Genomic DNA, 22,517 nt, shown 5'->3' with positions numbered 1-22,517 from the left:
TTTATAACATGAAAAAACTACTTATTGTTTTATTCCTATCCACTTTAGGATTAAGCGCACAGGACACTAAAGACTACTCAGAACAAGTAGCCACGTTAGACAGCACCATTGAAACCTTATATGCAGTAATCTCTGGAGACAAAGGTGTAGAACGCAATTGGGATTTATTTAGATATTTATTCTACAAAGACGCGAAACTCATCCCTTCTGGTAAAAACAAAGAAGGTAAACACACAGCACGTTTTATAACACCAGAAGATTACATAAAGTCTTCAGGGAAATGGTTATTCGAAAATGGGTTCCACGAAGTTGAAATGAGCAGAAAAACACAAACCTTTGGAAATATCACACAAGTCTTCAGTACTTACGAATCTTTTAAAAGTAAAAATGACACTGAGCCTTTTATGAGAGGCATCAACAGTATTCAATTAATGAATGATGGTGAGCGTTGGTGGATTATTAATATTTATTGGATGCAAGAATCTAAAGAAAATCCAATTCCTGAAGAGTATTTACCGAAGAACTGATAACTGTAATCTGTCATTTTTGCGAAGGCAGACAAACCTTTAGGTTCAGCGTAGCTAATCCTTATACCAAAAACTGGATTCCGTACCAAGTGCAGAATGACAAAACCAATATTACGAGTTTATCAAACTTTTCTTAAACCAATTTGAGTTCTAACTTATACGCCTTACTTTTATCAAACGTTTTATAAAAACCATCATAACATGACATTTTCTTTCAAACAAAATTCAATATTAACTCTAGCATTAGCCTTTTCTATTTTCAGTTGTGCACAACAAGCGCCTGAAAAGACTACACCTATTTTCAAAGATGGTGAAGCTCAAATAGTGGATGCCTTTAAAGATTCAGACAAATGGCTTCGTCACGATTTATGGGTTGAAACAGAATTTGATACTGATGGAGACGGTGAACCAGACAGAATGCATGTTGCCGTAACACGACCAGAACAAACCGAAACTGAAGGCTTAAAACTGCCAATAGTTTATGTCTCTAGTCCTTATTTCGCAGGCGTTGCAGGTGATGCGCCAGGAACCATGTGGAATGTAGAACACGAGTTGGGAGATATTGGTGAAGACCGTTTTCACCCAGAAGTAACACGTCGTGGTCAACGACCAATCATTTCAAACTCGCATATTAGAAAATGGGTACCAAGAGGATATATTGTGGTTCACTCTTCATCACCAGGAACAGGGTTATCAGATGGTGCACCGACAATTGGTGGAAAGAATGAATCTCTAGCACCAAAAACTGTTATTGATTGGTTGTGTGGACGTGCAAAAGGCTACACAGAACGAAATGGAAATGAAGAAGTAAAAGCATTTTGGTCAACCGGAAAAATAGGCATGACTGGTACGTCTTATAACGGAACCATTCCTTTAGCGGCTGCAACAACTGGAGTTAAAGGTTTAGAAGCTATCATTCCTATTGCACCAAACACATCATATTATCATTATTACCGCTCTAACGGTTTAGTACGTTCACCAGGTGGTTATTTAGGAGAAGATATCGATGTGCTATATGATTTTGTACATAGTGGTGACGAAGATAAACGTGCGCACAATAATAAAGTGGTACGTGACACCGAAATGATGGATGGCATAGACAGACAGACTGGTGATTTAAATGCCTTTTGGTCTGGTAGAGATTATCTCAATCAAATGGATCATATGAAGGCAGCCTTACTAATGTCTCATGGATTTAACGACTGGAATGTGATGCCAGAACATAGTTACAGAATCTATAAAGCAGCAAAAGAAAAAGGTTTACCAACTCAAATCTATTATCATCAATTAGGACATGGAGGTCCACCTCCAACGTCAATGATGAATCGCTGGTTTACGAAATATCTTCACGGTATAGATAATGGTATAGAAAAGGAAAAAAACAAAGCTTATATCGTTAGAGAACATGACGACAGATTACAACCAACTGCATATTTAGATTATCCGAATCCTGATGCGAGAGAAGTGACTTTAAACATAACTCCTGGAGGAATGACAACTGGAGGTTTAACACTTAATGAAAGTATCGAAACTGGAGAAACACTCGTAGATGATGTATCTATTTCTGGAAGTGAACTTGCAAAAGCTACAAACTCAAAGCATCGATTGCTTTATGTGACTCCAAAATTAACTGGTGATCTACATATTTCTGGTGTATCTAAAATAAGTATAACATTATCTAGTAACAAATCAGCAGCCAATCTATCTGTTTGGCTTGTCTCACTACCTTGGCAAGAAGGAAAAGAGGTTAAAATAACTGATAACATTATAACACGTGGTTGGGCTGATCCAAAAAATTATAAGTCGTTAACTGATGAAGAAGATTTAGTTCCTGGAAAATTTTATACAGTGACTTTTGATTTACAACCAGATGATCAAATCATTAAAGCTGGACAACAAATAGGGCTAATGATTTTCTCTAGTGACCAAGAATTCACATTACATCCAAAGTCTGGTACACAATTGACTATAGCACTAGATAAAACTAAATTGACACTACCAATTGTTGGTGGTGAAGAAGCCTATACTAAATTCACGAATTAATTTTTAATTAATTTGAACATTTGTTTAGACGTTTCGCTTTCAATAGTTAAAAAGTAAATACCGGATTGTAGTGATGCCGTATTTATGTTGTTTGAATTAATCTGGATTTCAATTTGTTTTCCCATGACATCTAACATCAGATATTTCAAATTCATAGTATTAGTCTCAACTGTTAGCATCTCAGAAAACGGATTAGGATAAACACTAGCAAAAACAGGTTCAACATTTGAAATACTCAATACATCAAAACAATTAGGGTTTATTGTAGGTTCTGTCATAAAAGCTCCATTGTTAACATACCAATTTTGCCACTCACCTCCACTTCCCGTTTGCCAATCTGACAAGTCGAAATAATTTTCACCAGTGGTCATTCCTGGAACTTTATAGACTTTTAAGGCTTCGTTATTTCGCTGCCAGTTTAATGGATTTCCAGAAGCACAATTTTCAGGCAAATAATCTATAGTACAATTCGTTTGAATGAAAAAGGCGTGTTCTTCATAATTTGGGTAATCACCAAAGACATAGGCTTTTCCATCTGAGTCTACGCAAACTGCTGTATATTCATTACATGCAATCCCAAATGCTCTTGAAGAATTATCTGTAGCATAACGTGCTAAAAATGTACTATGTCTTCCTCTTCTATCTGGATCATCATAATGCGTATCTGTAATCACATCTTCTAAAAATGGAATCTCTAAAAAATCATTATAACCCAAAGTCATTCTAGAATGAAAAGGATTGTTCAATGCTTGTGCATTTGTTATCGTCCCATTTTGTGCAGAAAAATAAGCACTTCCAAAAATTGCCATTCCAGCGCTTGTGCCTCCAATAACTCCTCCTTTAACGTTCACAAAATTATTTAACGCATCTTCTAAAGCATTGTCCTTAAAATAACTCACATAATTATATTGATCACCTCCTGCAAACCAAATAGCTTCTGCATTTTGCACTTTCTCTAAAACATAAGTACTGGTTGCACCTACTTCACTATTTATTACAAATGTGGTCACCGAATTTATAGTTACACCCAATTCTGAATAGAAGTAATCATTATAACCATTACTACCAGAAGCTCTTAATACGACTACATCTCCTCCATTAGCTTTATTTAAGAACCAAATCATAGCTTCATCGCTTTCGCTTGCTCCTCCCATAAGACAAATTCCAGAGCTTGGATTAACAGCCAAATCTGTAGAATTACCTGTAGCATATTCTGTGTAGCCTTGGGAAAATCCAATCTGTATAGACAGGATAATTAGTAATGTAATTTTCTTCATTTTATAGCTTCTATTTTGAATGTCCTTTAGAACTTACAAACTCCTTAAATAAGAATTGTTCAATTTGCTCTTCAGATGGCAAATTAGGCAATAAGGAATCACTCATTCCAACTGGTGAGTAAAAATATGATTTCCAGACTGCTCTATGTTTTGTAAAAAAAATGTTTACTACCAAATTAATCATGTTCATATACACCAATCCAAAACTTAGTAACGAGTAATATGATTAAAACAAAAACTATTGATGCAAACTTCTTCATCACTTAATAAAAGAAACTTAATTTTTATCCTCTAGTAAAGGCACAAATCTAAATTCACCAAACTCATGTTTTTCAAATTCCTTTAGTCCTTTTCTAATAAACATAGTCATAGTTTGTACATCATCACCAACAGGAATAACCAACCGTCCACCAATTTCTAATTGACTTAATAAAGGATTAGGCACAAATGGTGCACCAGCAGTAACAATAATACTTTTAAAAGGAGCTTCATCTGGCAAGCCTTTATAACCATCACCAAAAATGAGTTTCTTAGCTCTATACCCTATTTTTGGTAAGAACTTTGACGTCTTTTTAAATAGTTCTTGCTGACGTTCTATACTATACACCTTCGCTCCAAGCTCAATCAAAACTGCGCATTGATAACCGCTTCCTGTACCAATTTCCAAAATTTTATCACCTGTTTTAACTTGTAATAATTCAGATTGAAAAGCAACAGTATAAGGTTGAGAGATTGTTTGGTCCGCTCCAATAGGAAATGCTTTATCTACATAAGCATGATCTATAAAACCCGAATCCATAAATAAATGCCTCGGAATTTTACCAATCGCCTTTAAAACGCCGTTATCTTTTATTCCTTTTTTTATTAGTGTATCCACCAATTTTTGGCGCATGCCTTGATGCTTAAATGTATCTTTCAAAAGCGTAGTTTAGTTTACGCTAAATTAATTTAAAGAAGAACAAGTTCAAAGGAAGAAATTAAACTTTATTTAATTAACGATTTCGCAGTATTTTATATTTTCTTTTTTTAAATTTCTGATTCAAAACGACTATTTTTGTTAAAAACTTAAAAACATGCTAAAAGCTGGTGTTCTTGGTGCTGGTCACCTTGGTAAAATTCATCTTAGACTACTTAATCAATCTAAAAAATATGAGCTCGTAGGATTCTACGATGCTGATCCAGAAAATGCAAAACTTGTGGTTGCAGAATTTGGATATACATATTTCGATACCATTGATGCCTTAATCGAAGCCGTAGATGTTGTAGATATAGTAACTCCTACCCTTTCGCATTACGATTGTGCAAAAAAAGCTATAAAAAAAGGGAAGCATATCTTTATAGAAAAACCAATTACAAATACTGTTGAAGAAGCTGAAACGATTAGAACTTTAGTTGCTGAATATGGTGTAAAAGGACAAGTTGGACATGTAGAGCGTTTTAATCCGGCTTTTAATGGAGTAAAAGATCAGATTAAAAATACGATGTTTATAGAATGTCATAGACTCGCAGAGTTTAATCCTCGAGGCACAGATGTACCAGTAGTTTTAGATTTAATGATTCACGATATAGATATTATTCTTAGCGTTGTACAATCTCCTGTTAAACATGTATCTGCTAGTGGAGTTTCTGTGGTAAGTGACACACCAGATATTGCTAATGCACGTATCGAATTTAAAAATGGTTGTGTTGCAAATCTAACTGCAAGTCGTATTTCATTAAAGAATATGAGAAAGACACGTTTCTTCCAAAAAGATGCATACATCTCTGTAGATTTCTTAGAAAAGAAATGTGAGGTTGTAAAGATGAAAGATGCACCAGAAAATCCTGGTGACTTTGATATGATACTTCAAAATGCTGAAGGTATTAAAAAGCAAATCTATTTCGATAATCCGGTAATTGAAAATAACAACGCCATTTTAGACGAGTTAGAAACCTTTGCAGATGCAATTAACAACAATACAAAACCAATTGTAACTTTACATGATGGTACAGAAGCATTGCGAGTAGCTACAATGATTATCAATCAGTTTTAACTAACTTAATAGAAAATGCCAATTCGAGTAATTTCGAAATATCGAAATTGTATCGAGAACTCATCTTTAATAAATTACCTAAGACACTTCGACAAGTTCAGAGTGACAAAAAAATATAAAAATGAAAAACATAGCAGTTATAGGAGCAGGAACCATGGGAAATGGTATAGCTCACACTTTTGCACAATCTGGATTTAAAGTTCAGCTTATAGATATTAGTAAAACCTCTTTAAAACGTGGTATTGACACTATTGCAAAGAATTTAGACCGTATGGTCACAAAAGAAAGAATCATGGAAGCTGACAAAGCTGCAACTTTAGAAAACATAACAACCTTTACATCTATTCCTGAAGGAGTTGAACATGCTAGTTTAGTTGTTGAAGCTGCTACTGAAAATGTAGATTTAAAACTAAAAATATTTAAACAATTAGATGAAGCTTGTAGCAAAGACACCATCTTAGCAACTAATACATCATCAATATCTATTACTCAAATTGGTGCAGTAACCTCTAGACCAGATAAAGTTATAGGTATGCATTTTATGAATCCTGTGCCTATTATGAAATTGGTAGAGATTATTCGTGGTTATAATACCAGTGATGAAGTAACTAACACCATCATGGAATTATCAAAGACTTTAGGCAAAGTTCCAACTGAGGTAAATGATTATCCTGGTTTTGTTGCTAACCGAATATTAATGCCAATGATTAATGAATCTGTTGAGACACTTTACAATAATGTAGCTGGTGTTGAAGAAATAGATACCGTTATGAAATTAGGTATGGCACATCCAATGGGACCATTACAATTAGCCGATTTTATTGGTTTAGATGTATGTTTATCTATTCTCAATGTAATGTATGATGGTTTTAAGAATCCAAAATATGCACCATGTCCTCTACTTGTTAATATGGTAAGAGCTGGTAAGCTTGGTGTAAAATCTAGTGAAGGTTTTTACGATTATTCTGAAAGTAGGAAAGCAGAAAAAGTTTCTAGCCAGTTTTTAAAATAAAAAATGGCAAAAATAATTCCATTTAAAGCGGTTAAACCAACAAGAGCAATTGTAGGTCTTGTAGCTGCACGTCCATACCAAAGTTACACAGTTGATGAACGAGAGTCTCGCATGGATTACAATCCGTTTAGTTTTCTTCATATTGTAAATCCTGGTTATAAATATGATCAAATTATAACTGGTGAAGAACGTTATAAACTGGTTAAAAATCGTTATTCTGAATTTAAAGAAGATGGTGTTTTTCTTACTGATGAAACACCTTCATTATATGTTTATAAAATTGTAAATAGACATGGTCAGGAATTTAATGGCATTATAGCAGCAACAAGTGCTGAAGATTACGAAAACGATATTATAAAGAAACACGAAGATACTATTGTTAAACGTGAGCAAACTTTTAAATCGTACGTACAAACTGTAGGTTTTAACGCTGAACCTGTACTCCTTACCTATCCTGATAATGATATCATATCAAACATTATTAAAGAAGCTCAAAAAGAGCATGCTGAGTTTGAGTTTACAATGACTTATAGAGATACTCATTATTTATGGAAGATAGATAATGATAATACTATTGCTACAATTCAGAATGAATTTAAGCAAATGAAAACCATTTATATCGCAGATGGTCATCATAGATCTGCTTCATCTTATTTATTGTATAAAGACGAAAAGGAGAAAAACCCAAACCATAATGGAAATGAATCGTATAATTTCTTTATGTCGTATTTAATACCAGAATCTGATTTGGTTATTCATGAATTTAGTAGACTTATTAAAGATTTAAATGGTTTAACTAAGGAAGATTTTTTAATAAAACTTGATGCAGCTTTCCGAATTAAAAATAGAGGTTTAATTCCTTATCATCCATCTAAACCACACCATTTTAGCATGTATTTAGATGGTGATTTTTATTCGTTATACTTACGAAAAACGGATTACGAGTTTAATACAGCTTTAGATAAATTAGACGCACAATTATTGTACAAAACCATACTTCAGCCTATATTAGGAATCGATGATTTACGACACGATAGTCGCATAGAATATGTAAACGGAAGACACGAAATGGTTACCATTAAAACCAGTGTAGATAGTGGAGACTTTGTGGTTGGCTTTGGTATGTGTCCTTCTAACGTTAAGCAAATGAAACAGATTGCAGATGAAGGCTTAAAAATGCCTCCAAAAAGCACTTACATTTTACCAAAATTAAGAAGCGGAATTACGATTTATGAGTATTAGCGAGAATCTTCAAAACATAAAATCAAGTCTACCCGAAAACGTCACCTTAGTTGCCGTTTCTAAAACAAAACCTATTAGTGATTTAATGAAAGCATACAATGCTGGTCAACGCATTTTTGGAGAAAACAAAATCCAAGAAATGGCTGAGAAGTATGAAGCAATGCCAAAAGATATTCAATGGCATATGATTGGGCATGTACAGCGTAACAAAGTAAAATACATGGCTGAGTTTGTAAATCTAATTCATGGTGTTGACAGCTATAAATTACTAAAAGAAATTAATAAACAGGCTAATAAGCACGATAGAACTATTGATTGTTTGCTTCAAATTAAAATCGCAGAAGAAGATAGTAAATTTGGGATGTCTGCAGAAGACGCTTCTATTCTACTTCAATCTAATGAGTTCTCTGAATTAAACAATGTAAATATTATTGGTGTTATGGGAATGGCAACATTTACAGATAATAAAAAACAAGTTGAAACAGAATTTAAATTTCTTAAATCTATTTTTGATAACCTCAAAACTCTAAATTCTAAACTCTTAACTATAAGTATGGGAATGAGTAGAGATTATAAGTTAGCAATTGATTGTGGAAGCACAATGATTAGAGTTGGAAGCAGTATTTTTGGAGTTAGAAATTATCAATAGTTTTCTTACGTTAAAGCTTATACTTTTTTAACTTAGTGCTTTTAAATTAAACTTCAAATTTCAGAGTTATATACGCAATAGTAGACATAGAAACCACAGGTGGTAAATACAATGAAGAAGGCATAACGGAGATTGCGATTTATCAGTTTGATGGCCATGAAGTTACAGATCAATTTATTTCTTTAGTCAATCCAGAACGCGATATTCAACCATTTGTAGTTAATCTTACTGGTATTAACTCTAACATGCTTAAGAATGCTCCAAAATTTTATGAGGTAGCAAAAAGGATAGTAGAAATAACAGAAGGCTGTATAATTGTTGCTCACAATTCCTCTTTCGATTACAGAATTCTTAAAACAGAATTTAAACGTTTAGGTTTCCCATTTAAACGCAAAACCCTTTGTACTGTAGAACTTTCGAAGAAACTAATTCCAGACATGGAGTCTTATAGTTTAGGAAAATTAGCACGTGCACTTGGCATTCCTGTAAGTGATAGACATCGCGCAAATGGAGATGCTATGGCTACAGTGAAATTATTTAAAATGCTGTTGCATAAAGATTTAGAAAAAGTCATTATTAAGGATGCTGTAAAAGTTGAACAAAAATCTAACCTTGCTCCTAATCTTAAACAAATTATTGAAGAGCTACCTTCGGATACTGGTGTTTATTATATTCATAATGAAAATGGTGAAATCATTTATATCGGAAAGAGTAAAAATATAAAAAAGAGAATCACTCAGCATTTTACGAATAAGAGTTCAAAATCTAAGAAAATTCAGAAATTAGTTAGAGCAGTTACATATGAAAAAACTGGTAGTGAATTAGCTGCCTTATTGAAAGAAAGTGAAGAAATAAAAAAAAACAAGCCCTTTTTTAATAGAGCTTTAAGACGTACCATATTTACTCATGCGCTTTATAATTTTAAAGATAAAAATGGTTATATAAATTTAAAAATAGACAAGGCAAATGCAAACGGTAATGAATTACCCATTACAACATTTAGTACTAGGTCTAGTGGAAAGCATTTTATGTTTAAGGTCGTTGAGGATTATAACTTATGCCAGAAGCTCACAGGTTTATACACTACAAAAACAAGTTGCTTTAAATACGATGTAAAAGAATGCCTTGGAGCTTGTATTACTGAAGAATCTTCAGAGGAATACAATAAGCGCGTCAATTCTTTAATTAATAAACATAACTATGAAAATAAGAATATGCTTATTATAGATAGAGGTCGTGATATAGAAGAAAAAAGCGTGTTTTTAATTGAAAATGGCATCTTTAAAGGCATGGGCTTTTTCGACTTAAATCATCAGATTAATAATAGAGACGTATTACAATCTCTAATTACTCCAATGACAAACAACAAGGACAATCAGCATATTATTCAAAGTTATATGCGTCGAAATAAAAGATTAAGAATTATTGAATTACAAAACGAATGAAATTAAACTTATTCCTGCTTGCCTTTTCTATTTCTATCTTTAGCATAGCACAAGATTTTAAAATTGCAATGCCTGTCTCAAAAGATGATTTAAAAAAAAATTATTACGAAAAAGACTCAACAGCAAACGCCTTAGTTATTTATGATTATGGTAATAGTTTTGTGGACAAAGAAAGTTTCTGGTTAAGAGTACAAGTAAAGCAGAAAACAAAAATCTTACGGACAGACGGAATAGAAAGAGGTGAAATTGAAGTAAAGCTATACAAAGGCAAATCATCAAAAGAACGAATAAAGGATATAAAAGGTGCAACTTATAATCTGGTAAATGGAGAGATTGTAAGAACACCATTAACTTCTAATGCTATTTTTAGAGAGGAAAACGAAAAATATACCTTAGTAAAGTTTGTATTACCAAATGTAAAAGTAGGAAGTGTCATTACTTACAGTTATGAAACACAATCTCGCTTTTTGCAAAAGTATCAACCTTGGTATTTCCAAGGATCTGATCCAGTCTTATATAGTGAGTATAATACCAGTATTCCAGGTAATTATGAGTATAATATTAAACTCGTTGGTTCTCTACCTTTGGTTACTAATGATAATAGTATAGAAAAAAACTGCATTGATTTATATAGTGGAGGTGGCGCAAATTGTACTATATCTAAATATGCTATGGAAAACATTCCTGCATATAAACCAGAAGGTTTTACAACTACAGCATTAAACTATACAGCAAGGATAGAATATGAATTGAGTGTTGTTAACGGTTTTGATGGTAGTATAGATAAAATCACAAAAACTTGGAGTGATGTTGATAAAGAATTAAAGACCGATTCTGATTTTGGTAAGCAAATCAGTAAAAAAAGTCTTGTAAAGAAAGTTTTACCTATAGAAATCAGTTCTATTAATAATGATTTATCCAAGGCTAAAGCCATATATCAATTTGTATTAGACAATTATAAATGGAATGGGAAATCTGAACGTTATGATGTTTCAATTAAAACGTTGCTGAAAGAAAAAGTTGGTAGTGCCTTTGAAATCAATTTATTATTAGAAAACCTTTTAACGAGTAATGGTTTTAAAGTATTCCCTGTGTTAATGTCAACTCGTGCCAATGGTCTTGCAACGAAGGTTTACCCAGTCCTTACTGACTTTAACTATGTAATTTTGCAAACGAAAATTGATGATGAAAACTACTTTTTAAATGCAACAGATCCGTATTTATCGTTTGGTGAATTGCCCTTTAGATGCTTAAACCAGTATGGAAGACTCATAGACTTTGAAAATGGTAGTTATTGGGAAAGCGTTGAAGCCGATGGATTTTCGTCTCGACAGCACAGAGTAAAATTATCTTCTTTTGAAGATGACACCTTTTCTGGTATTATTGAAAGTAAGTTTCTTGGATATCACTCGCATAATGCAAAAAAGAAGTTTGATGAAAATCCACAAAATTATAGGGAACAAAAAATCAATGAATATTCTGGTATTGAAATAGAAGACCATGAAGTTCTAGATTTTGATAAAACTAACATTGATTTTGGTGAAAAGATTACCATAAGCATGGAACCTGAATTTATTGGAAATAAAATCTATCTCAACCCTTTCTTGATTAAATTTTTTGAAGAGAATCCATTTAAATTACAAGAACGTACATACCCAATCGATTTTGGTTATAAGGATTCTTATAACTATGTTATGAAAATAGACTTAAAAGACAAATTAAAGGTTTTAGAAATACCAGATGCTATAAACTATTCCTTGCCAAAAAAATCTGGTTCTTTCATTTTTAATGTTGAAAATAAAGACAATCAAATCACTCTATACTTTAGAGTAAAATTCAACCATGCTATCTATCCATCAGAATTTTATAGTTACCTAAAAAACTTTATGAATAAAGTCGTTGAGACACAAAAAAATACTGTTATAGTATTAGAGAAACAATAGCTTTACTTTTCGTACTTTTAAAAAATGGAATCAGAACACAAACGTAGTTGGAAGGCCAAACTTCATGAAATTATTTATGAAGCAGATACTCCTGCTGGGAAGTTGTTCGATGTTATCCTTCTTATTGCTATTCTAGCCAGTATTTTATTAGTAATGCTAGAAAGTGTGAATAGTATTGCTGAAGAGCATCTTAGTCTTTTAAATGTTTTAGAATGGATAATCACTATTTTATTTACTATTGAGTACATTTTAAGAATTATAACTGTAAAACAACCCTTAAAATACGTAACAAGTTTCTACGGAGTTATTGATTTACTATCTACTATACCTAAATACTTATCGCTAATATTTGTTGGTACACATGCTTTAGTAGCTTTAAGAGCGTTACGTTTACTGAGAGTTTTTAGAATTTTAAAGTTAGCGCGTTATATGGGTGCTTCTAACCAATTAGCAGGTGCTATTAAAGCAAGTAGAGCAAAAATTGCAGTGTTTTTATTTGCTGTAGTTATTGCTTCCATCATTTTTGGGACTATAATGTATTTGGTTGAAGGCGAAGAGAATGGGTTTACTAATATACCTAAAAGCGTGTATTGGTGTATTGTAACGATGACTACGGTTGGTTTTGGAGATATTGCTCCACAGACTCCATTAGGACAATTTATTGCAGCTATAATTATGATTATGGGATACGGAATCATTGCAGTACCAACAGGTATAGTATCTGCAGAATATACCAAAGCAACTGGAAGCAAAGAAAAAATATCAGATGAGGAGCATGAACAATTAAAATCCGTAATACTTAATACGCAATGCTGTGTCAATTGCTTAGCCGAAACGCATCAAGATAATGCTGAATTTTGTCATAAATGTGGCTGTAAATTGCATCATGACTAATATACTTATATCAATTGTTGGCCCAACAGCTATTGGCAAAACTGAGCTAAGCATTAAATTAGCTGAACATTTTAATTCTGAAATTATTTCAGCAGATTCTCGTCAATTTTATAAAGAAATGAATATTGGTACAGCTGTACCTTCTAAAGAAGAACTAAATGCAGCCAAACATCATTTCATTCAGCATAAATCTATTGAAGAAGACTATAATGTTGGTGATTTTGAGCGTGAAGCCATTTCTAAAATAGACCAACTACATCAAAAAAATCCAATCGTTGTAATGGTTGGAGGTTCTGGTTTATATGTAAAAGCTGTAACTAAAGGACTCGATTGTTTTCCTGAGGTAGATTCTAATATTAGAGCACAACTTAATAATCAATTTGAAGAAAAAGGCATAACGGCATTGCAAGAACAGCTAAAAGCACTAGATTTTAAAGCATATAATACCGTCGCTATTGATAATCCACAGCGTGTTATTAGAGCTTTAGAAATTTGTATTGGTACAGGTAATCCTTATTCTTCTTATTTAACGAATCCAGAAAAAAATCGTGAGTTTAAAACTATTTCTATAGGACTAGATGCTGAACGTTCAATCATCTATGACAGAATCAACCAACGTGTTAATATAATGATTGAAAATGGATTATTAGAAGAAGTAAAAGCTTTGATTTCTTCAAAACATTTAAATGCATTAAATACTGTTGGCTATAAAGAACTATTCAATTTTTTTAAAGGAAATTCTACCTTAGAATTTGCCATTTCAGAAATTAAAAAGAATACAAGACGTTTTGCGAAGCGTCAACTTACTTGGTTTAGAAAAAATGAATCTATTATGTGGTTTGATTATGAAACTGATGCCGATGAAATAATAAAATATTTAAGCTCTCATATTAAGTAACAAATCATTTTTAGTTGGCCTTTTTCAAATCCAACTCCTTGTTTTCAAATAGTAGATAACCTATAAGGGTGAAGATAAAAACACCTAATCCATCCGCTATTAAGTCCGCAATATCTATTGTACAGTTAGGTAAAAATCCTTGACTCAATTCCTCTAAAATAACAAACACAGAAACAAGAACTGTTCCAAGAGGTAATTTTTGCCATATCGTTATTGATTTGAATCTTAATGCGAAGTTTATGAGTAATGCTAAAATTCCGAAAAGAAAAAAATGTCCTAATTTATCTCCATTAGGTATTATACTTACAATGTCAAAAAAAACATTACTCTTACCTGTATCAGCGGAATAAATAATCCATAGTATAAAAAAAAAGAATGCAATTACTATTCCTTGTAAAGACTTACTCATAAATATGTATTCTATTAAACAAAGAGGGTCTTTATAATGTATTCTGAACTGTTATTTAAAGCGTATTCGAGAGGTATAAATTTACTTAATACATTTCGACTACGCTCAATATGACAGATTAACTAAAAAGAGGCTTTTTGATAGCCTCTTTAAACTTTTTGTATAGTAGTTATGCCTTAGCATTAATTACCAATCTAAAACCTTCACCATGAATGTTTAAAATCTCTACATTAGGATCTGGCTTTAAATATTTACGTAACTTCGCAATATATACGTCCATGCTACGAGATGTAAAATAATTATCATCTCTCCATATTTTAGTTAATGCTAATTCTCTTGGCATTAAGTCATTTTCATGTAATGCTAATAAACGTAATAATTCATTTTCTTTTGGTGACAGCTTTGACGGATCACCTCCATCAAATTTTAAGAAACGGAGTTTTGAATTTAAATCAAAACGTCCTATCTTAAATTCAAATTGCTTACTATCAGCAACAGTGTCTGTTGCTTTACGCTGAATGATAGCTTTTATTTTCATCAATAAGACTTCACTATCAAATGGTTTATTAAGATAATCATCCGCGCCTACTTTATACCCTTTAAGCACATCTTCTTTCATCGCCTTAGCGGTTAAGAAAATAATAGGTACGTCGGTATTTTTTTCACGGATTTCTTTAGCCAAAGTAAATCCATCTTTATATGGCATCATTACATCTAAGATGCAAAGATCGTAATCGTCTTTTTTGAACTTTTCAAAACCTTCCATTCCGTTTTTGGCGTGGACAACGTCGTAATCGTTCATCATTAAATAATCCTTTAAAACTGTTCCAAAATTTGGATCGTCTTCAACCAAAAGAATTTTCTTGTTTTGCTCTTCCATAATTCGTTTTTATGATATTAACGGCAATTTTATAATAAAAGTACTGCCTTCTCCTTTTTCACTTTCTACTGATATATGACCTTGATGATCATCTACTATTCTTTTTACATAAGCCAAACCTAGCCCATGTCCTTTTACATTGTGTACATTACCTGTATGTTCTCTATAAAATTTTTCGAACACACGCTTGGCAACTTGTTTTGGCATTCCATTACCTTGGTCTGCTATTTTTAATATGATGCTATTTCCAATATTTTCAGTATATACATCAATCTTTGGTGCATCGTCTGAGTATTTAATTGCATTATCTAATATATTAACAATCACATTGGTAAAATGTGTTTCGTTTGCTAAAACTGATGACTTATCAGCATCTAAATGCATGTTTACAAATCCTTGTCGATCCTCTACAATCAACTGAACATGAGTTAAAGCATCTTCGACTAAGTCGTGTAACTTTAAACGTTCCTTACTAATATTAAGCTCATTTTTTTCTAACTTAGAAATACGTAGCACATTTTCTACTTGTGCATGCATTCGTTTATTTTCTTCCTTTATCATTCCTAAATAACGCTTCACCTTTTCTTGGTCATTTATTATTTTAGGATTTTTTATTGAGTCTAAAGCCAAATTAATTGTTGCAATTGGTGTTTTAAACTCATGTGTCATATTATTAATAAAATCTGTTTTTATCTGTGATATTTGACGTTGTTTTATCAACTGATAAATTGCACTAGAATACGCGATGATGATGACACTTGTAAACAATATTGAGAGTAAAATCATCCATAAGATAGAGGACAATAAATACTTTTTTCTGTCTGGAAAATCTACCCAAAGATTATAACTACTTTCATTATTATTATCTAAAAATATCGGAACCCCATGAAAAGCATTGCTTTTTTCAAAATTCTGAGTTTGTACTTTAGTCGCCAAATCATCATCATAAATCGCAAATTCAAATTTTAAATTTACTCCTTCTCCTTTTAGTTCTCTTTTAAGAAAAGCCTCTACTTGCAAAGGTGTAACACGTTTATAAATAGGTATGTCCTTTTCTTTTAGCAAAGTTTTAAATGTATTTTCATATAGCTGTTTTCTAAGTTCAGGTAAAGAAGAATACTCTACTAAGGTCTGCTGTGGTTTAATATCTAGATTTCCATCTAAACTTGTATTACTGTATATCTCAGTAACACGCTCATTAGTTAAATTACTAATTGTTATACTGTCTGCATCAATTTCAAAGAACAAAGATGGCACCTTAAAACGCTCTTCTAAAACCGTATTACGATGTATTATGGTTTTATCATTAACATCGTCTTGAGTGGTTATATAAAGTTGCTGAATAACCGTTGAATCTGGTTCTTTACCTTGAGCTATTAAGGGTTGAATCTTAACATAATAATTTCTCAATTCCATTGCTTCAATATCTCTCGATACAAAACTCAACGCTCTCTTTACACTTAACGTAAAATTCTTCTCCTCATTTTCTATACTATTATTGATGAAAAAGGATTGAACGAAAATTATACCAATCAGTGATAAACTCATTAATACCACTAATAAGACGAATAGCTTTTTGCCCATCAGTCAAATTTAACATTTTAACATTTAGCACAAATTAGCTTTAACCTTACATTAACAAAAGAAATCGTTAATCTTTTTTATTGATGATTTGAAGTATTTGATGATGAATTTCTTCAGCTTGACTCTTTGCTGTATCTAAATCATTGTTTGTAATGACGAAGTCAGATTTTTTAATCTTCTCATCATCAGGTAGCTGATTTTTAATAATAGATACTATTTTTTCTTTTGAAGCATCATCGCGTTTCATTACACGCTCTATTCGCAAATCTTCATCTGCAACAACAGTAATAATATAGTCGTATTGTTTCTCAAGATTATTCTCAAAAATAATTGCCACTTCTTTTATAATATAGGGAGAATCTTGTTTTTTTAACCATCTCTTAAAATGAGAAGCTACTTTGGGATGTACAATAGCATTCATCTTTAACAACAGTTCTTTATCAGTAAATATTTTTGAGGCTAAGAATGGTCTATTAAGTATCTCATCTTTATATGCAAATTCACCAAACAGTTTTATAAGCTTTCGTTTTATAACTTTAGAACGATTCATTAAAGCCTTAGCCTCAACATCAGCAATATAAACAGGAATTCTATAGGACTCAAAACATTTTGATATTGTGGTTTTACCACTTCCTATTCCTCCTGTAAGTCCTACTACTATCATTTTATAACTTTATAAAATCAATACGTTTTTGTTTGATGCTTATACGCTTAACAAATTCTGGTTTTTTAACAATCTTTGGAACAAAATACGCTTGATCCTCTTTTATATCTGCATAATTACATTCTACAGTAAAATCCGAAGCTTTGATTGTATTATAATTATCTAAATCTACATAATACAACAGTGTTACCGATTTAGGAAAATAGTTGATTTTAATGTTATTTGGCTTGTTCTTTACAGTTATAGGTAGGTCTATAGAACCTTCCGTAAATCGGGTAATTTCTGCTTTTACATTTATTGATTTGGGAAATATTTCAATAGCATCATACTCTGATACATCTAGCTTAACACTTTCATTAATGTTAGTATTTATACCATTTAATTCTAAAAGTTCAGTGCCCAATACGTTTATTTCATCTACCATTATTGATAAACCAACAACTTTTACACTATCTACATTAAACTCAAAACCTTCTTTTATATCATAGCCAACCGCATAATTAATGGAGCTATTTAAAGTTATAGGTACTAATTTTGAAGCTCTTTTAGAATAAGACAATACAAGTGTATCTGGTTTTACCGAAAGAACTTTATACGATTCCCCCAATTGCCCTTCAATAAGAAATTGATGTTTCTGTACATCAAAAACAAATTGATTAGGCATAGAAATGACATCAGTATGTACATCTACAACAATCTCTTTAGATTTTTTGAATATAAAAGGTATTAATGAAAAGCCTTTGGCTTCAATATATGCATTAATCATATTTAAAGAATCATCCTGCAAAATAATTTCATCTTGAAGGTTGACCAAATTCACCTTTAATCTTATCGTTTGTTTATAGTCATTAGATAACTTAGAAAAAATTAAAAATACAGATGCAATGACAAAAAACAAGCTAAAACGTTTTACGCTTTTCTTTTTGAAATAATTTGATATGTTCAATTTCTTATTAGAGTTCATATTTTAATTTAGAAAAATAATTGAGGAAATGCATCCTCTGGATTTTTGCCCAAAACAACTAAATTAAAGGTAGATTTTATAAAACCATAGCCATATCCAAAAAATTGAACAGAGATAGCTACAAGAGCTTGAAAAGCTACAGCTATACTTCTATTTGAAATAAGCGCCAAAATAAACGCTAAAGCAAAATATAAAGCATATAAATACAATAGTAATTTTATATTAAACACCAGTAATACAATCGAAACTATGAATCCCAAGCTAAACACAGTAGGAAACCAATATACCAAACTCTTAGACTTAGGATGCCATTGACTAAGAATAGGTCTCACCATACCAAACTTATGTACTTGTTTATAAAACTTAGACCACGATACTCTACGTTTATGATATACATAGGCATTTTCAATAAGCGTTGTTTTAAAACCTAACTTATGCAATCTTAATGACAAATCCGGATCTTCACCTGGATGAATTTTACCAAAACCGCCAGAAGCTAAAAATGCTTTTTTAGATAATCCCATATTAAAACTACGTGGCTGAAAATCTTCAACCTGTTGTTTACCTCCTCTTATGCCACCTGTTGTTATAAATGAGGTCATAGCAAAGTTAATTGCTTTTTGTAGGCTTGTAAACGAAGCATGTGCAGCGTCAGGCCCACCAAAACAGTCATAATACAATTTCGCTAAAAACTTCTCTACTTCTCTTAAGTAATTAGGCGGCAAAATAACATCAGAATCTAAAATGATAAAGTAATTCCCTTTGGCTTTCTTCATTCCATAATTTCTAGAGTCTCCTGGCCCAGAATTTGACTTATAATAATAAGCAATGTCCAATTGATCCTTAAACGTATTGACTATATTTTCGGAAGTTTTAGAGGAGCCATCTTCGATGATGACAATTTCAAAAGTATGTTGACCCTCAAAATTTGAAAAACTTTCTAAAAGCTCTTTAATTTCGTCTGGTCTATTATAAACAGGAATAATAAAAGAAAAGGCAATATCCTTCATACACTACAAAGGTAAATAAACCAAATGCATAATTTGTCTGATACTTTAGATTTAGAAAAGAAATTCTATTGCTTAATAATTTCATAGATATTGATAGTAAAGAAAAACATCTAAAGCATTTGCTTAATAGAGGAATTAACATCATAAAAAAAGCCGCTAAAAATTAGCGGCTTTAATATATTAATAAAAGTGTTTATTGTTTAATCACTCGTATTGTTTTAGTAGTATTTGCAATTGTCACTTGCACAAAATAAGCACCTGTTGACAATGCAGACATATCTACATCACTATTTACGGCATTAGGCGTAGCGCTTAATATCACTTGACCTAATACGTTATAAATTTTCACATCCTCAATAGTATTTTGAGCATTTAATGTTAAAACATCTTTTACTGGATTAGGGAAATAACTAAACCCGTCAAATGTATTGTCCTCAACACCTAAACTAGATGGAGACCAAGCACAAATATTAAAGTTTCCTTTAAAATTATTTTGCCATTCCCAAACTCTTACCAATAATACATCACCTGGAGTTAATCCAGTTAACTCAACTAATGATAGGTTTCCAGCAGCATCATCATCATCACATTCGATTTCTACTAATGCACCAGACGTACCAGAGTAAACTTCCATAACCGTATCAGTGATTATTGGAGCCGTAATTGAAGAGGAAATCTCAATAGTTAACTCACCTGTAGAAGGCACAGTTACACTGAACCAAACATCACCAGCTGGATCAGAAGAAGAACAACTTGCTTCATTATCATTCTCAATTGAGTCTGTAGCACCTTGATTAGTACCCGCAACAATATTCTCACATACTGTATCTCCAACAAGTAAAGTAATAGCTCCTGAAATTTCATCATTTACTGGTGCTGGTTGAGGGCAAGTAAAATCAAATGTTCCAACTGTGAAATCACAATCAGAATCTACTCCTGTAAGTTCTACTGTTACTGAATCTCCACTCATGTATGGCCCTGTTGTTACAGTTCCTACAACAACTGGATAAGTAGTTATTCCATCATCTAAAACTGTTCCTGCATCTCCTGCATTTGAAATAACATGATCAATTGTAAAAGTCCCTGATCCATCTGGATTACAGCTCTCTACTATTGTCGAACTATCTACAACTGCTTGTGTACATGTTGGCACTACTGCACAAGTTAATGTGATATCAATGGTTCCAGTAGTAGTATTCCCACCTGAGAAATGCGCTACATATACATAATAAGTTTCAGCTAAAGTAGACGCAAATGTGTGATTTTCATTACCTGTTGATTGATCATCACAAACAATATTTGCTAAAGCTCCACAAGATCCACTAGCGATACCTACACGATGATCAAAACTTGCATCAACTGAAACCGTCATATCTCCTCCTGTACCTACAAAAGTGTACCAGATTCCATTAACACCCATTGTACAACCGATGTCTTCAGAAGTTCCTGTTGATCCTACTGATGTTGCATTTATTGTTTCATCACATGTAATTGGCGCTGCATTAGCACAATCAACATTCATTGGTGGTGGTGGTGGACATGCTGTTGGTGTAGTAATAGAATCTGTTCCATTACAAGTATCACCTGCTGCATCTTCAACAATTATATCTACTAAAGTACTAGCTCCATAAGGACCAACAGAATATGTTCCAATACCAACACCTATTTCAAAAGCAACTCCATTGGCTGTAATATCTACAGATGCTCCAGTTCCTAAAGCAGTAACATCTACATCTACAAAATATTCTTCAGTTGGACAGTTATTTCCTCCATCTGCTACCGTAAATGTAGCTGGTACACACGCTGGTGGTGGCACACAAGATACATCTAAAGTATATGCTCCTGCATTTGTTAAGTAACCATGTACTAATACATAATACTCTTGACCTACTGTAGTATCAAAAGCAAATAAAGATGTTGTACCATCTCCACCGTCATCATCTCCACCTTCACATGTTAAATCGCCACAAACACCTCTAAAAACTCTTATTTTAGTATCGAAAGTAGATAAACTTAAATCTAAAGTAACGTTATCCCCTGGGCTACCATTAGCTGCTCCTGCATCTGCTGAGTTAGCACCAATAAATGTATACCATACTGCTCCTGCTGTTCCTGCTGTTGTAGTACAAGTTCCTGGGTCATCAACTTCTGGGCTTGCTGGTCCTGTATTTCCTGTATATTGACCTGCACAAGCAATTGTTATTGCTCCTGAACACTCATCATTTACAGGTATCATCCAAGTTGTAAATGTTTGTTCTACACAGCCTGTTGCAGGACCAACTGAATTAGAAGGCGTAATTGTAACATAATATGTAGTACCATCAGTTAATGCTCCAACATTAGTTGTTAAAACATTACCTAGAGTAGCTGAATATACATCTGATAAACCCGAAGCAGTTCCTACAATCACATCGTAGTTATCTACTGCTCCTGTTGCCGCATTCCAAGAAATATCTCCTGCAGGATCAACATCTGTAGTTACGTCAAGGCTAGCATCACAATCTGGTGTACTAGAAAGTGTAAATGTAACACTTAAGTCTATATCAAAGAAAACAGTATCTGTACCATCTAAATCGTTAGAGGTTAATGTAATTGTAGTAAACCCAGTTACATCTAAACCTGTAAAATCTGCATCACAACCTTGTATGCTAGTCCCATCGGCTGCACCACCTGTTACTGCTAAAATAAAATCGTACCAGTTACCACATTGCGTAGTACTACCAGTAGCAGAATTATAATGACTTGTAAAAGTACCTAATGATATTGCAGTAATTGGATCCGCGCCATTTACAGTGATATCGGTATCGTTAATAGTTAAAACCGTAGGTGCTGAATCTTGCCCTGAGGTTCCGAAGTTTTGATCTACTTGTGAAAAACCAAAAGTGGTTAAAGCCAAGCATAAAATTAATAATGTAATTTTTTTCATGTTTCAGAATTTAGTTAATGAATTGATTAATAGTCTTGTAAATTATTCAAAATAATAACTTTAATAAGAAAAATTGCTTAACAATATATTAACAATTCGACGAATCTTAAGAAAACA

General features: G+C 32.5%; 19 protein-coding genes. 10 read left to right on the top strand and 9 right to left on the bottom strand.

Features of this window, described 5'->3' with window-relative positions:
• Positions 1–8: 8 nt before the first annotated feature.
• Entirely contained in the window at positions 9–527 is a 519-nt protein-coding gene (locus QZZ53_RS09645; RefSeq protein WP_296384024.1) for a hypothetical protein, read from the top strand.
• Positions 528–728: 201 nt separating this feature from the next.
• Positions 729–2,570: a Xaa-Pro dipeptidyl-peptidase gene (locus QZZ53_RS09640; protein ID WP_296384020.1), complete on the top strand. Its 1,842-nt coding sequence runs from the start codon at positions 729–731 to the stop codon at positions 2,568–2,570.
• Here QZZ53_RS09640 and QZZ53_RS09635 read toward each other — a convergent pair.
• Both QZZ53_RS09635 and QZZ53_RS09630 read right to left on the bottom strand, forming a co-directional pair.
• The gene (locus QZZ53_RS09635) at positions 2,567–3,847 is read right to left on the bottom strand and encodes a T9SS type A sorting domain-containing protein (protein WP_296384018.1); all 1,281 of its coding nucleotides are present in this window, start codon (positions 3,845–3,847) and stop codon (positions 2,567–2,569) included. The genes QZZ53_RS09640 and QZZ53_RS09635 overlap by 4 nt on opposite strands.
• Positions 3,848–4,124: 277 nt before the next feature.
• The gene (locus QZZ53_RS09630; RefSeq protein ID WP_296384016.1) at positions 4,125–4,766 is read right to left on the bottom strand and encodes a protein-L-isoaspartate(D-aspartate) O-methyltransferase; all 642 of its coding nucleotides are present in this window, start codon (positions 4,764–4,766) and stop codon (positions 4,125–4,127) included.
• Positions 4,767–4,920: 154 nt separating this feature from the next.
• Between QZZ53_RS09630 and QZZ53_RS09625 the strand changes: the two genes are divergently transcribed.
• From QZZ53_RS09625 to miaA, 8 genes are all read left to right on the top strand, one after another.
• Positions 4,921–5,880, top strand: a complete 960-nt coding sequence (locus tag QZZ53_RS09625; protein ID WP_296384014.1) for a Gfo/Idh/MocA family oxidoreductase — start codon at positions 4,921–4,923, stop codon at positions 5,878–5,880.
• Between the two features lie 121 nt (positions 5,881–6,001).
• A complete protein-coding gene (locus QZZ53_RS09620; protein ID WP_296384012.1) occupies positions 6,002–6,892 on the top strand; it encodes a 3-hydroxybutyryl-CoA dehydrogenase in 891 nt (296 codons plus the stop codon).
• A gap of 3 nt (positions 6,893–6,895) precedes the next feature.
• On the top strand, positions 6,896–8,134 hold the full coding sequence (locus QZZ53_RS09615) for a DUF1015 domain-containing protein (protein ID WP_296384009.1): 1,239 nt from the start codon (positions 6,896–6,898) through the stop codon (positions 8,132–8,134).
• Positions 8,124–8,783, top strand: a complete 660-nt coding sequence (locus tag QZZ53_RS09610; RefSeq protein ID WP_296384007.1) for a YggS family pyridoxal phosphate-dependent enzyme — start codon at positions 8,124–8,126, stop codon at positions 8,781–8,783. Before QZZ53_RS09615 ends, QZZ53_RS09610 begins: the two co-directional genes overlap by 11 nt.
• Before the next feature lie 68 nt (positions 8,784–8,851).
• A complete protein-coding gene (locus QZZ53_RS09605) occupies positions 8,852–10,228 on the top strand; it encodes an exonuclease domain-containing protein (protein WP_296384038.1) in 1,377 nt (458 codons plus the stop codon).
• Entirely contained in the window at positions 10,225–12,171 is a 1,947-nt protein-coding gene (locus tag QZZ53_RS09600) for a DUF3857 domain-containing protein (RefSeq protein ID WP_296384005.1), read from the top strand. The genes QZZ53_RS09605 and QZZ53_RS09600 overlap by 4 nt, the downstream gene beginning before the upstream one ends.
• 24 nt (positions 12,172–12,195) lie before the next feature.
• On the top strand, positions 12,196–13,065 hold the full coding sequence (locus tag QZZ53_RS09595) for an ion transporter (RefSeq protein WP_296384003.1): 870 nt from the start codon (positions 12,196–12,198) through the stop codon (positions 13,063–13,065).
• A complete protein-coding gene (miaA, locus tag QZZ53_RS09590; protein WP_296384001.1) occupies positions 13,058–13,963 on the top strand; it encodes a tRNA (adenosine(37)-N6)-dimethylallyltransferase MiaA in 906 nt (301 codons plus the stop codon). Before QZZ53_RS09595 ends, miaA begins: the two co-directional genes overlap by 8 nt.
• A gap of 10 nt (positions 13,964–13,973) precedes the next feature.
• Here miaA and QZZ53_RS09585 read toward each other — a convergent pair whose 3' ends face one another.
• From QZZ53_RS09585 to QZZ53_RS09555, 7 genes are all read right to left on the bottom strand, one after another.
• Positions 13,974–14,372 carry a VanZ family protein gene (locus tag QZZ53_RS09585; protein WP_296383999.1) on the bottom strand — a complete coding sequence of 133 codons (399 nt, stop codon included), beginning with the start codon at positions 14,370–14,372 and terminating at the stop codon, positions 13,974–13,976.
• A gap of 169 nt (positions 14,373–14,541) precedes the next feature.
• Entirely contained in the window at positions 14,542–15,252 is a 711-nt protein-coding gene (locus tag QZZ53_RS09580; protein WP_296383997.1) for a response regulator transcription factor, read from the bottom strand.
• Between the two features lie 9 nt (positions 15,253–15,261).
• A complete protein-coding gene (locus QZZ53_RS09575; protein ID WP_296383995.1) occupies positions 15,262–16,836 on the bottom strand; it encodes a HAMP domain-containing sensor histidine kinase in 1,575 nt (524 codons plus the stop codon).
• 67 nt (positions 16,837–16,903) lie between these two features.
• Complete coding sequence (coaE, locus tag QZZ53_RS09570) at positions 16,904–17,500, bottom strand: dephospho-CoA kinase (protein WP_296383993.1); 597 nt, start codon at positions 17,498–17,500, stop codon at positions 16,904–16,906.
• Position 17,501: 1 nt separating this feature from the next.
• Positions 17,502–18,464 carry a hypothetical protein gene (locus QZZ53_RS09565; RefSeq protein ID WP_296383991.1) on the bottom strand — a complete coding sequence of 321 codons (963 nt, stop codon included), beginning with the start codon at positions 18,462–18,464 and terminating at the stop codon, positions 17,502–17,504.
• Positions 18,465–18,472: 8 nt separating this feature from the next.
• The gene (locus tag QZZ53_RS09560) at positions 18,473–19,474 is read right to left on the bottom strand and encodes a glycosyltransferase (protein WP_296383989.1); all 1,002 of its coding nucleotides are present in this window, start codon (positions 19,472–19,474) and stop codon (positions 18,473–18,475) included.
• A gap of 193 nt (positions 19,475–19,667) precedes the next feature.
• Entirely contained in the window at positions 19,668–22,400 is a 2,733-nt protein-coding gene (locus QZZ53_RS09555) for a T9SS type A sorting domain-containing protein (RefSeq protein WP_296383987.1), read from the bottom strand.
• Positions 22,401–22,517: the final 117 nt, after the last annotated feature.

Source organism: Winogradskyella sp. (assembly GCF_016744625.1).
In the GTDB taxonomy this organism is placed as follows: Bacteria; Bacteroidota; Bacteroidia; order Flavobacteriales; family Flavobacteriaceae; genus Winogradskyella.
The sequence above is the reverse complement of the archived record's forward strand: the minus strand, read 5'-3'. Positions and strand labels throughout refer to the sequence as shown.